This is a genomic window from Paenibacillus sp. FSL M7-0896 (assembly GCF_037975415.1).
Lineage (GTDB): Bacteria > Bacillota > Bacilli > Paenibacillales > Paenibacillaceae > Paenibacillus_AQ > Paenibacillus_AQ silagei.
On sequence record NZ_CP150250.1, the window covers coordinates 294,226 to 306,319 of the forward strand.

Genomic DNA, 12,094 nt, shown 5'->3' on the forward strand with positions numbered 1-12,094 from the left:
CGCCATGAATATGAAATATAGTTAGAAATTACTCAGTTTAAGGCGGGCAATAAAGGGTTTTGACGGCGGGTATAGAACACTATTAGAATAAAGGATACAACCTGGTTTTTGCTTTTGATTCGGCTTAACCGGTAATATGTCCCGATCAGCTGTTTTCCTCCCCGTATCACCCGTATTCATCCTGTCTCTGCATTTCTTTTGGGCTACATCTTTTCACAACACTTCTTTTTAGGGTATTTACTTAGGTCTAACTTCACATCATCACTCATTCAACCTAATTTATTACATGTTCCATTACCCATAAGTCAAGGAGGCTCTTCCATGAAGAAAAAAGAGATGGTAGCCATGCTATTGGCGGGAGGCCAAGGGAAAAGATTAAAAAGTTTGACCAAATCGATTGCCAAACCGGCTGTTTATTTCGGAGGAACCTACCGGATCATCGACTTCCCCCTAAGTAACTGCTCGAATTCGGGCATCGATACCGTGGGTGTGCTGACACAATATGAACCGCTGGTGCTGCATTCGTATATCGGAGTCGGCAGCGACTGGGATTTGAACCGTAAGGATGGCGGCGTATTCGTATTGCCTCCGCATGAACGGGAGAATGGAAGCAGCTGGTACCGGGGAACGGCGGATGCCATTTACCGCAATCTTAAGTTCGTGGATCAATTCGATCCGGAGCATGTGTTAATTCTGTCGGGAGACCATATATACAAGATGGATTATCATGCCATGCTGCAATATCACAAATCCAAGAACGCCGACTGCACCATCTCGGTCATTGACGTTCCATTGGAGGAAGCGAGCCGCTTCGGCATACTGAATACGGAAGATGATCTGAAGATTTACGAGTTCGAAGAGAAGCCGGCCCAGCCTAAGAGCACACTTGCTTCTATGGGGGTATATATTTTCAAATGGGATGTTCTGCGCAAGCATCTGCTTGAGGACGGGGAGAACGCCGGATCATCCCATGACTTCGGTAAGGACATTATTCCGATGATGCTGGGTGAAGGCCAATCCCTGTACGCTTATCCTTTTGAAGGCTACTGGAGAGATGTAGGTACGGTAGACAGTCTGTGGGAAGCGAATATGGATCTTCTGAGCGATACGCCTCCCCTGAATCTGAACGATACCGGCTGGAGAATCTTCACCCGTAATCCGAATCAGCCCGCACAATATGTGGCACCGGGAGCCAAGGTATCGAGCTGCATCATTAATGAGGGCTGCATCGTGCATGGCGAGGTGAAGCACTCTGTCCTCTTTTACGGGGTTGAAGTGGGCGAAGGCAGTGTCATCACCGACTCTGTCATTATGCCCAAGGTGAAGATCGGCAAGAACGTGAGAATTCATAAAGCCATCATCAGTCAGAACACGGTCATTGAGGATAATATGGAAATCGGCGTCGACCGGGAGAATGAGAATGAAATTCTGCTGATCGACAAACGAAGCAAGAAGCTCAAATCTGTAGCAGCCAAAACCATATAACCACAAGAGGGCGGGGGATTCCGATGAAAGAGCTTATGGGTGTAATTAATCTTGATCATGAATTGGATAATTTAAATGAACTGACCTATTTCCGCTGCGGGGCAGCGGTCCCCTTCGCCAGCCGGTACCGGCTGATTGATTTCGTTTTGTCCAACATGATGCGTGCAGAGCTGGAGAGCGTGGGACTGTTCGTCCGCCGCAAATACCGGTCGCTGATGGATCATCTCGGTGACGGCAAATCGTGGGATATGAACCGTAAGCACGGCGGACTGTTCATCCTGCCGCCAGACTGGAATGACCCTACGGACACCTCCCTGGGAGACCTGCAGCATTATCATAACAATCTGGATTTCTTCAAAAGGGCTTCGGCCAAATACATCGTCTTCTCCGGCAGCCAGCACATTAACACGGTGGATCTGCAGGACCTCTATCAGTATCACCTGGAGCAGGGCGCGGATGTAACGATGGTCTACAAGCAGATTGACGAGCTTCAGCCGGAGCATGATCCGTGTCTGCGGGTCGAGCTTAATGACGACAACCTCGTTACGAATATTCACCATGAGAAGCATCATCCGAATGTGTATCTGGACATCTTCATTATGGAGAAGAAGCTGTTCCTGGAGCAGGTGGAGCATTGCATTGCCCATGGCGAGAGCTATTTCTTCCGCGATGCCATTCAGAAGAACCGCCACAAATTCAAAATCTCCGCCTATGAATATAAGGGTTACCATGCCGTTATCAATTCGCTGGAGAGTTACTATAAGAACAGTCTGGAGCTGCTGAAGCAGGAGAATTACTTTGGCCTGTTCAAAGAGAATCCGGTGCAGACCAAGATTAAATACGAGGCGCCTACCCGTTATCTGGATAGTGCGTCGGTCAGCAACTCGCTGGTGGCCAACGGCTGTGTAATCGCCGGGACGGTGGAGAACAGCGTTATTTTCCGGGGCGTACAGATTCGTAAGGGTGCGAGAATTATTAATTCTGTGATTATGCAGAAATGCGTGATTGAAGAGAATGCCGTGATTGAGAATGTGATCATGGACAAAGATGTGCATCTCAGCAAAGACCGGATACTCGTTGGAGACAGCAGGCGTCCATTTGTCATTGCCAAGAGCAGCAAGATATAATATCTGGATCAGGGGGAATGTGCCACTTCGGGGCATTTCTTCTGATCCAGTGTTGTAATAGGCACTAATTTCAACCAATACATGCATCTGTAAGGAGGAACCTGCTGTTGTTCAACGATAAAGAGACTTTCAAACAAGTGTTCCGTGAGAAACTCATCGGGAAATTAGGCAAGCCGCTTGAAGAAGCTTCGAACGCCGACATCTATAATATTCTCGGCAACATGATCCGGGAGAGTGCCGGTAAGGACTGGGCGGACACCAATCAGAAGTTCAAGATCGATAAGGATAAGCAGGTATATTATTTCTCCATGGAATTCCTGATCGGCAGGCTGTTGGGTAATAACCTGCTGAATATGGGCGTGCTGGAGGTTGTCCGTGAGGGCCTCGCGGATCTGGGCTTCTGTCTGCAGGATATCGAAGAGGTGGAAGCCGATGCCGGTCTGGGCAACGGTGGGCTGGGCCGCCTGGCCGCCTGCTTCCTGGATTCGCTCGCTTCCCTGCAATATGCGGGACACGGCTGCGGTATCCGTTATAAATACGGCTTGTTCGAGCAGAAGATTGTAGACGGCTATCAGGTGGAGCTGCCGGATTACTGGCTGCAGAATGACAACGTGTGGGAAGTACGCCGCGAGGACAAACAGGTCGAGGTGCATTTCTGGGGACAGGTGGACACCCGCTGGGAGAACGAAGAGCTTGTATTCGAGCATAGAGATTATGAAGCCGTACGGGCGGTTCCGTATGATATTCCGGTTATCGGTGCAGACCGCAGACATGTGAACACGCTGCGGAACTGGAGTGCCGAGTCCATCACCCAGCCATCGAGAGTCTTCGGCGCTCAGGGCGGTACGGATTATCACAAGTTCCTGGAATACAAGCGTTCGGTGGAATCTATCTCTGAATTCCTGTATCCCGATGATTCCCAGTACGAAGGCAAGCTGCTTCGTCTGAAGCAGCAGTATTTCATGTGCAGTGCCGGCCTGCAGAGTATTATCCGGACCTTCGCCAAGACGGGTCTGCCGATTGACAGCCTGCCTGACAAGGTAGCTCTGCATATCAATGACACTCATCCTACGCTGGTGATCCCTGAGCTGATGCGCATCCTGATGGATGTCTATCATCTGGGCTGGGATCAGGCCTGGAGCATGACTACCCGGATGGTGTCGTATACCAACCATACCATTCTGAGCGAAGCACTGGAGAAGTGGCCGATCGGCATGGTCAGAGAGCTGCTTCCGCGCATCTTCCTGATTATTGAGGAGATTAACGCCCGCTTCTGCGGCGAGCTGATGAGTAAATATCCCGGAGACCAGGACCGGATCAATCAGATGGCGATCATCCATGACGATCAGGTACGGATGGCACATCTGGCGATTGTCGCCAGCCACAGTGTGAACGGTGTAGCGGCGCTGCATACGGAGATTCTGCAAAAGCGTGAGATGCGGCTGTTCAACGAGATGTATCCGCACCGCTTCAATAACAAGACCAACGGCATTACGCACCGCCGCTGGCTGCAGCATGCCAATCCCGAGCTTGCCGGACTGATCAGCGAGTCCATTGGCACCCGCTGGATGCATCAGCCCCAGGAGATGATCGGACTGATCAAATACAGTGAGGATGCCTCCTTCCAGGAGCAGGTGGCCGCCATCAAACGCCGCAACAAGCTGCATTTGGCTGAATATATCACGAAAAAGCATGGTATTGCGGTAGATCCCGACTCGATCTTCGATGTACAGGTCAAGCGCCTGCATGCCTATAAGCGCCAGCTGCTGAACGTGCTTCATATTATGCATTTATATAATCAAATTAAGGATAATCCATCCATTAATATCGTGCCGCGGACCTTCATCTTCGGTGCCAAGGCTGCTCCAAGCTATCATCTGGCCAAGCGGATCATTAAGCTGATCAATACGGTGGCTGATGTTGTGAACCGAGATCCTGACATTAACGGGAAGATCCGTATCTTCTTCCTGGAGAATTATTCGGTATCGCTGGCGGAGAAGATTATTCCGGCCGCCGATGTTAGCGAGCAGATCTCCACGGCAAGTAAGGAGGCCTCTGGTACCGGCAATATGAAGTTCATGATGAACGGTGCGCTGACGATTGGAACCATGGACGGGGCTAACGTGGAGATGCATGAGATGGTAGGGGACAATAATATGTTCCTGTTCGGCCTCCGGGCAGAGCAGGTACTTGATTATTACCAGTACGGCGGATACCACGCCCGCGATATCTATAATGGCGACGGCCGGGTAAAAGAAGTCTTGGATCAGCTAATCGTCCCTGGCCCCTTCATCTCCCATGCCCAGGAGTTCGATACACTCTTCCAGTCGCTGATTGATAACAATGACGAATTCTTCGTGCTTAAGGATTTCGCCAGCTATGTGGAGACCCATGTCAAGATTGACCTGGCTTACCGGAACCAGAAGGAATGGCTGAAGAAGTCCATCATCAATATCGGCCATTCCGGCAAATTCTCCAGCGACAATACGATTAGCCGCTACGCCGCCGAGATCTGGCATATCGATCCGGTCCGGCTGTAACGCCATCGGTACAGGCTGCAGCTTCATAGCCGCAGCTCCAGGCGGTATAATCAGAACAGCAAAGCAAAAGCCGCCCTATCCAGGAAAAACTCCTGCATTGGGCGGCTTCTTTGGTACATAAGAATTAATATGTTTTGGGGTCCCCGCAAAGTACCTGAGTCATCATCAAAGCTAAGCTCCACTTTGTGGGGGTATTTTGCGGTTCAGGACGTACTTGCTGCTGCTGATGAAGGCTAGCCTTACAGCACCTCGGATACCATGGCTGCGAACCGTTCGAGGAAGCGGCGCTCCTCGTCGTCGAAGCGGTGTTTGAGCGGGCTGTCGATATCCAGTACGCCATAGAGGGTGTCCCCTTTGACCAGAGGAACAACTATTTCGCTGTTAGAGGCAGCATCGCAGGCAATATGCCCCGGGAAGGCATGAACATCGCCGACCACTAGCGTGCGGCGCTCGGCGGCTGCGGTTCCGCAGACACCGCGGCCCAGCGGAATCCGGATGCAGGCCGGAAGTCCCTGGAAGGGGCCGAGCACCAGCTCTGTGCCGTCGTACAAGTAGAAACCGGTCCAGTTGGTGTCCGGCAGAGAGAGCTTTAACAGCGCCGAAGCATTGGCCAAGTTGGCAATGGCGTTCGGTTCACCCTCCATCAGTGCCCCGAGCTGGCTGAGAACGGCTTCGAACCGTTCGCTGCGAGTGCCATCATAAGGCATGGCTTGAAACATGAAGCATCACCTTCCTGTACCTTGAGTCAGTATGAATCCCATAACTGTTAACTATCAAGATAGTACAGTGAAGCGCTATACGTCAAGCATTAACGGGGGATTAATAGGTTTTACCGCTTAGTGGAAGAAGAGGAAGAAGCAAGAATTACTTAAGCGGGGATGTTTCCGGGAACTCAGGGCAGGGTAATGCTTTTATAAATACAGCAGGCTAGTAGCCAGAAGGAGTGAAACATGCGCGCCGACGTACAGAACTTGTTTATTGGAATCCATATGCTATATTGTGCACATGAGAAGGATCTGACACTAACGGAAATGCTGCCGGAGCTGGAGAACCTGGGGTATCGGGTGGCGGAGCGCGAAGTGAAACAGGAGCTGGAACGGCTGACCCAGGAGAATTTCCTCACCGCCCATGGCGACGCTTATAGTGTCACGGGAACAGGAATCGAAGAGTTCAAAGCCATTCAGGCCAAGCTTGGTGTACTGTGCACCGAAGTGCTTAAGCCGGTTAAGGCAGCGGGTGCTTCGGGTTAAGTCTGAACGTAGCTGCACCGAATGGAATATAACATCAGGGATAAGGTACAGCGTCTGACCGTGTGGCGGCAAGCCATGGGGGCAGACGCTATTTGTGATGGATAAGCGGGAGTGACAGGTAAATACGCCGTCCGGGCAGAATAAGATGTATACTGATAGGGTTGAAAGGGGACGGGAACATGTATGTGTGCGGAGGGGTTATTCCGGAATTAAGCGGACGGAGGGTACGTCTGCGGGCGATGCTGCCGGCGGACGCGCAGGCGCTGTTCGCGATTTGGAGCCATCCGGAAGTAGCGCCCTGGCTGGATGGCCCGCCACTGTCCTCTGTGGAGGATACGGAAGCACTGATTGCCCTGCTGGCGGAGTGGGCGGTGGAGGAAGAGAGCCTGCGCTGGAGCATCCTGGGGCCGGAAGGCCGTGTCATCGGCAGCTGTGGCTATAACCACTGGCAGCTTCAAGGCGCTTACCGGGGAGAGATCGGCTTCGAGCTGTCACCGGCAGCCATGCGCCAGGGGTACATGCAGGAAGCGCTTACGCTTGCGCTTGCGTTCGGCTTCCAGAGCATGGGGTTGAACCGGATGGAAGCCTTGTGCCATCCGGGCAACCTTCGGGCAGAGCGTCTGCTCACAGGACTTGGCTTCCGGCAGGAAGGCCTGCTGCGGCAATACCGGCATACAGCATCGGGCTATCAGGATGTAGTGATGTATTCCCTGCTGCAAGGAGATACGGGCGCAGGAGAGAGAACATAGAGAGAAGGTATGGATTCATTGAGTTCACTGGGGGACAAGCAGCGGAAGTTAATATTGACAGGCGTACTGCTGGCTACATTTCTGGCAGCGATTGAAGGGACGGTAACGGGTCCGGCGGGGCCGGCCATCGTAGGGGATTTCCAGGGGATGCAGTGGCTGAGCTGGATCTTTACAGCTTATCTGCTGGCGATGGCAGTGACCACGCCGATTTTTGGCAAATTGAGCGATCTGATCGGAAGGAAGCCCGTGTTCATTGGCGGGGCCGTAGTCTTCCTCGCAGGCTCGCTGTTATGCGGAGTCTCGCAGAGTATGCAGCAGCTGATTATTTACCGGGGGATTCAGGGGATCGGTGCGGGGGCGCTGATTCCGATGACTTTTACCATTATCGGAGATATCTACAGTCTGAAGGAACGGGCGAAGACGCAGGGGCTGCTTAGCTCAGTGTGGGGGATTTCTTCGCTGGTCGGGCCGCTGCTTGGCGGTTATGTAGTGGATTACTTAAGCTGGCGCTGGGTATTCGTGTTCAATCTGCCGTTCGGCCTGCTGTCGATTATCTTCATCTCGCGTTATCTTAAGGAAGAGAAGGTCCGCCGCAAGACGAAGATCGATGTAGCCGGAGTGCTGCTGTTCGCTGCGGGAATGGGGGCGCTGTTGTTTGGCCTGACGACTGGGGGGCAGAGTCTGCCCTGGAATTCTCCGCTGCTGCTGGCTATTCTCCTGGCGGCTGTCTTGCTGCTGGTGGTGTTCCTGTTCGTGGAGCGCCGGGCCGCCGAGCCGATGCTGCCGCTGGAGCTGTTCTCCATCCGTAATATTGCAGTCTCTACAGGTGCGAATCTGCTGGTCAGTACGCTCATTATCGGCCTGTCTACGTATGTTCCGCTGTGGGTGCAGGGCGTATTCGGCAAAAGCGCCGCCCTCTCGGGCCTGCTCCTGGCACCGATGTCGGTCGGCTGGATGCTGGGCTCCATCGCAGGCGGGCGGATGATTCTGCGTGCAGGCACGCGCCGTACGGGAATGCTCGGCCTGTCGCTGATTGTTATCGCAGCCGTGGGGCTTACGCTGATGAATGCAGACTCCTCGCAGCTGCTGCTTCTGGTGCTGATGCTATTCTGCGGGGTGGGCTTCGGCTATGCCTCGACCGTCTTCACCATTATCGCCCAGTCCTCGGTGCAGCATGAGCAGCGCGGTGCGTCTACGGCACTGAACACCTTCACCCGCTCACTCGGGCAGACGGTGGGGGTGGCAATCTTCGGCTCTTGGCTGAACTTCAGTATTGACCGGAGCCTGGCGGAACAGCCGGGGGCAGCCGCCTCCGGCGCAGATATTAACCAGCTGCTTAACCCGCATAGCGGAAGTGTGCTGCCTAAGGAAGCCTGGAGCAGTCTGCAAGGTGCGCTGGAGGGCGGTCTGCACTCCCTGTTCATCGTGATGGCAGTGTTCGCTGTGATCTCCCTGGTAATCTCAGTGCGTCTTGACCAAGGGGTGCCTTCCATACAGGAAGTAAATACACCATCGAAGCGTTAAGCTTCAAGTCTTAGCACGGAAAAGAAATCGCTCGATTGGGGATGGACGGGGACCTTCCTTGTCTGTTGTGAATCATATATGTGCATAGCGCTGGGGAAAAGTCATCGGGCTGAACCTATGCGAAATTCCACTTACAATGTGTGGGCGTGAAGGCATATGTGCCAAATGTATGTGGAAAACCACATACATTGTGCGTGAACGAGGTAGATGTGCCAGAATGTATGTGGAAAACCACATACAATATGCGTGTACGAGGTAGATGTGCCAGAATGTATGCGAAAAACCACATACAATATGCGTGAACGAGGCATACGGTGCGTGTACGCAGCCGTTTCCGCTTGTATATTTTGAAATTAGGTATTCGCATCCCGCTTAAACAGCGGGGAGGACGGAACGAATGTGGAAAAGCGATAGCGTTCGCCTTGGTCTCGGGATTTTTACCGCAAAAGGGAATGAAAAAAATTCTCACGAGCACAGCGACCCAAACCTCGGTCCGTTCACGCAGCGTCCACTCGAGTGCTTATGTTGATTCTGCTCAAAATAAAGGGCTGTTCCAAGCAGCAGGTTCATGCTTTTTGGAACAACCCCTATTCTGATAATTGGCTCAATTAGTGAATAGATTCACAACCGCCGATTCCTCAACTACCCTTATTTGCGCGGGAGCGGGGAGAGCTTTTCGGCCTGCAGGCCCATCTTCTTCAGCAGCACAATCATCTGTTCCTTCTCTTCGTCGCTGAGTCCGCTGAAGGCCAGATGCAGGCGCTCCGAGTACTTCGGATACATCTCGTTCATCAGGCGTTCGCCCTCGGTAGTCAGCTCGGCAAAAATAACACGGCGGTCACTGGGACAAGGCTTGCGCTGCAGGTAGCCGCGTTCTTCCAGCTTGTCGATCACATAAGTAACGTTGCCGCTCTGCAGCAGCAGCTTGGCACCGATCTGCTGGATGGGCTGCGGACCTTTGTAATAGAGAACCTCCATGACTGCGAAGGCGGTCGGGTTGAAGCCTTCGATCTTGCTGCCGGTTACAGCATGCTCGTTAATGCTCTTGAAGGACTTGGCAAAAACTCTGTACAAATGCAGGGTCAACTGAGTATCGCGTTCATAGGATTGTATCATGCTTCTCCACCTCTATTGTTAATCGTACGGGCTTATCCGCACGGTTTGGAATACTTCCTTCCGGATATCTAGCCTTTACAATACGTCAAACAAAGATTGAAAAACATGTCATTTGTCACAATAAGCACACTTTTAATTATAAAAAATTGAACAATCTTTTGAAGGAGGGGTAAAGGGTGAAAATTATTGCAGCAAAGGTCCGTCTATGGTGCTATGATCGCATTATATTGAATGATGATACAGGAGATGGAGATAGATATGGAAGAGACAGAAGGCTCAGAGGAACAGAAGGCTCCGAAGCAGACGGAGGACCGGATCAACAAGTATTACGACGACGATGATGACTACGATGAAGAGGATACCGTGCTTGATGTGGTAATTGAGGAAGCAGGCTATGAGGCAGGGGATATCCGCATCTCAGGAATCTCCTTCCAGGTGAGAAAGGGCGAGCTGCTGGGACTGATCGGACCGAACGGGGCCGGCAAAAGCACTACGATCAAGACGCTGCTTGGTCTGCTGAAGCATGCCAAGGCCCGGGTGAAGCTGGGCGGCGAGAACCAGTCCTACGCCTACGTGCCGGAGCAGCCGGTATTCTACGAGGACCTTACCCTGTGGGAGCATCTTGATCTGGCTGCCGCTGCCTACGGCTTAAGCTATGAAGCCTTCGAGTCCACGGCGGAACAGCTGCTGGTACAGTTCAGCATGACCCATGTGCGGGATGATCTGCCGGCGGGCTTCTCCAAGGGGATGAAGCAGAAGATGATGCTCATGCTCGGCTTCCTGGTACAGCCGGATGTCTATATTGTGGACGAGCCGTTCATCGGCCTTGATCCCAGGGCCACCAAGGATTTCCTGCGCCTGCTGGAGGCGGAACGGGAACGCGGCGCCGGGGTGCTGATGTCCACGCATGTTCTGGATACAGCGGAGAAAATCTGCGACAGCTTCATTCTGATCTCCGGAGGCAAAATTGCCGCCGAGGGGACACTTGCGGCGATACGCGGGGAAGCGGGGCTGCCGGAGGGATCGCTGTTTGATTGCTTCGACGAATTAACATGAGCCGGAATTCATTTGCGTTCCCGGCTGCAAGGAATCTCTTAAGACGAAGACTGTTCTCCCATTTCCGGGAGCAGAGTGCTATTATCCGTACGGCTGTAGACTGGACGGTCCTGCTGTATATCCTCATCCCGGGGGGCCTCCTCGGTGGCCGCTTCTATTATGGCTACTGGAACGGCAATCTCCCGGGTTGGTTCAGCCATGTACCCTTTGTGGTCGTGCCTTCGCTGCTGGCCATTCTGCTGGCTACCGGAGGTATCGTACTGCTGCTCCAGGAAGGCGATCTGCTGTTCCTGCGGCAGCGGCAGAACTGGATCAGCACGATCCTCAAGGGGGGGATGGTCTATAGCCTAGCGGTAACTGCGCTGAAGATGGCGGCGGTGTACGTCATTCTGCTGCCGTTTCTGATCCGCGGCTACGATCTGAGCACGGCAAGCGCTTATGGCCTGCTGGCGCTGACCATAACCTGTAGCTGGGCCGTTAAGCTGCTGGGCCATATCGTCAAGGTGCAGCGGCAGGGCTTCCGCCGCCGGCTGTGGCTGATCCTGGCGGTGGCCGTACCCTGCGGGATCTACCTGCGTCTCGCGCTTTTCTGGAAGGACAGCCCGGCCCTTCTGTTCCTGGCGGCAGCCGCCTACGCGGTAGTGACCGTTCTGGCCTTCAGAGCCCGCCTGCGTCTGCGCGGCACGTTCATGAATGATGTGCGCGAAGATTACAAGCAGCGGATGAGAATTGCAGCGATTCTGCTGCGCCGTGTGCTGGATAAGCCGCGGCCGACACGCTATAAGCCCTGGATCTTCCGCAAATCGCAGCCGCTGCTGGTCTCGAAGCTGCCCGAGAGCCGCTTCGCCGCCGCAGGGATGAAGGCGCTGCTGCGCAATCCGGCCCATCTCAAGCTGTATTTGCAGTTCACCGGGGTGTCGCTGGTGGCCATCCTTATTGTGCCGGTAGTGCTGAAATGGCTGCTGTACGCCATCTTGACTTGCCTGATGGCCTACTGGCTGACCTCCTTCTGGAATCTGTTCTCCGGGGATGATTATATCGGCATTCTGCCGTTCACCAAGGAACAGAAGGCGGACGCCGGTTCCAAGGCGATGCCCATTCTACTGACGCCCTTCGCTGTTCTGTGCTCCGCCATGCTCTGCATTCCGGCCTACGGCTGGTTGGGCTTGCTGATCTTTATCCCTGTCGGGGCTGCCGCCGGAATCTGGATCGGCCGTATCTTCAGTGTCATAAGGTTTGCAAGATAA

General features: G+C 53.4%; 10 protein-coding genes. 8 read left to right on the forward strand and 2 right to left on the reverse strand.

Annotated features, from left to right (window positions below):
• Positions 1-321 precede the first annotated feature (321 nt).
• From MKY12_RS01300 to MKY12_RS01310, 3 genes are all read left to right on the forward strand, one after another.
• Positions 322-1,485: a glucose-1-phosphate adenylyltransferase gene (locus MKY12_RS01300; protein WP_036722262.1), complete on the forward strand. Its 1,164-nt coding sequence runs from the start codon at positions 322-324 to the stop codon at positions 1,483-1,485.
• Positions 1,486-1,508: 23 nt separating this feature from the next.
• Positions 1,509-2,612: a glucose-1-phosphate adenylyltransferase subunit GlgD gene (glgD, locus tag MKY12_RS01305; protein ID WP_036722265.1), complete on the forward strand. Its 1,104-nt coding sequence runs from the start codon at positions 1,509-1,511 to the stop codon at positions 2,610-2,612.
• 107 nt (positions 2,613-2,719) lie between these two features.
• On the forward strand, positions 2,720-5,152 hold the full coding sequence (locus tag MKY12_RS01310; RefSeq protein WP_036722267.1) for a glycogen/starch/alpha-glucan phosphorylase: 2,433 nt from the start codon (positions 2,720-2,722) through the stop codon (positions 5,150-5,152).
• A 239-nt stretch (positions 5,153-5,391) separates the two neighbouring features.
• Here MKY12_RS01310 and MKY12_RS01315 read toward each other — a convergent pair whose 3' ends face one another.
• Positions 5,392-5,871 carry a GAF domain-containing protein gene (locus tag MKY12_RS01315; protein ID WP_036722270.1) on the reverse strand — a complete coding sequence of 160 codons (480 nt, stop codon included), beginning with the start codon at positions 5,869-5,871 and terminating at the stop codon, positions 5,392-5,394.
• Positions 5,872-6,102: 231 nt separating this feature from the next.
• On the opposite strand from MKY12_RS01315, the gene MKY12_RS01320 reads away from it, so the two are divergent.
• The 3 genes from MKY12_RS01320 to MKY12_RS01330 all read left to right on the forward strand — a co-directional run bounded on the left by MKY12_RS01320 (position 6,103) and on the right by MKY12_RS01330 (position 8,675).
• Complete coding sequence (locus tag MKY12_RS01320) at positions 6,103-6,402, forward strand: hypothetical protein (protein WP_036700151.1); 300 nt, start codon at positions 6,103-6,105, stop codon at positions 6,400-6,402.
• 179 nt (positions 6,403-6,581) lie between these two features.
• The gene (locus MKY12_RS01325; protein ID WP_339312597.1) at positions 6,582-7,151 is read left to right on the forward strand and encodes a GNAT family protein; all 570 of its coding nucleotides are present in this window, start codon (positions 6,582-6,584) and stop codon (positions 7,149-7,151) included.
• Between the two features lie 9 nt (positions 7,152-7,160).
• Positions 7,161-8,675, forward strand: a complete 1,515-nt coding sequence (locus MKY12_RS01330; RefSeq protein WP_036722274.1) for an MDR family MFS transporter — start codon at positions 7,161-7,163, stop codon at positions 8,673-8,675.
• A 648-nt stretch (positions 8,676-9,323) separates the two neighbouring features.
• On the opposite strand, the gene MKY12_RS01335 is transcribed toward MKY12_RS01330, so the two are convergent.
• Positions 9,324-9,791 carry a MarR family transcriptional regulator gene (locus MKY12_RS01335; protein ID WP_036722277.1) on the reverse strand — a complete coding sequence of 156 codons (468 nt, stop codon included), beginning with the start codon at positions 9,789-9,791 and terminating at the stop codon, positions 9,324-9,326.
• Positions 9,792-10,049: 258 nt separating this feature from the next.
• Between MKY12_RS01335 and MKY12_RS01340 the strand changes: the two genes are divergently transcribed.
• Together MKY12_RS01340 and MKY12_RS01345 are read left to right on the forward strand one after the other, a co-directional pair.
• Positions 10,050-10,847: an ABC transporter ATP-binding protein gene (locus tag MKY12_RS01340; protein ID WP_209877884.1), complete on the forward strand. Its 798-nt coding sequence runs from the start codon at positions 10,050-10,052 to the stop codon at positions 10,845-10,847.
• The gene (locus MKY12_RS01345) at positions 10,844-12,094 is read left to right on the forward strand and encodes an ABC transporter permease (RefSeq protein WP_339312599.1); all 1,251 of its coding nucleotides are present in this window, start codon (positions 10,844-10,846) and stop codon (positions 12,092-12,094) included. The genes MKY12_RS01340 and MKY12_RS01345 overlap by 4 nt, the downstream gene beginning before the upstream one ends.

Coding starts and splice junctions, on each gene's coding strand:
- MKY12_RS01320 (WP_036700151.1), top strand. CDS start 6,103: ATGCGCGCCGACGTACAGAACTTGTTTATTGGAATCCATATGCTATAT.
- MKY12_RS01300 (WP_036722262.1), top strand. CDS start 322: ATGAAGAAAAAAGAGATGGTAGCCATGCTATTGGCGGGAGGCCAAGGG.
- MKY12_RS01345 (WP_339312599.1), top strand. CDS start 10,844: ATGAGCCGGAATTCATTTGCGTTCCCGGCTGCAAGGAATCTCTTAAGA.
- MKY12_RS01340 (WP_209877884.1), top strand. CDS start 10,050: ATGGAAGAGACAGAAGGCTCAGAGGAACAGAAGGCTCCGAAGCAGACG.
- MKY12_RS01325 (WP_339312597.1), top strand. CDS start 6,582: ATGTATGTGTGCGGAGGGGTTATTCCGGAATTAAGCGGACGGAGGGTA.
- MKY12_RS01335 (WP_036722277.1), bottom strand. CDS start 9,791: ATGATACAATCCTATGAACGCGATACTCAGTTGACCCTGCATTTGTAC.
- MKY12_RS01315 (WP_036722270.1), bottom strand. CDS start 5,871: ATGTTTCAAGCCATGCCTTATGATGGCACTCGCAGCGAACGGTTCGAA.
- MKY12_RS01330 (WP_036722274.1), top strand. CDS start 7,161: ATGGATTCATTGAGTTCACTGGGGGACAAGCAGCGGAAGTTAATATTG.
- glgD (WP_036722265.1), top strand. CDS start 1,509: ATGAAAGAGCTTATGGGTGTAATTAATCTTGATCATGAATTGGATAAT.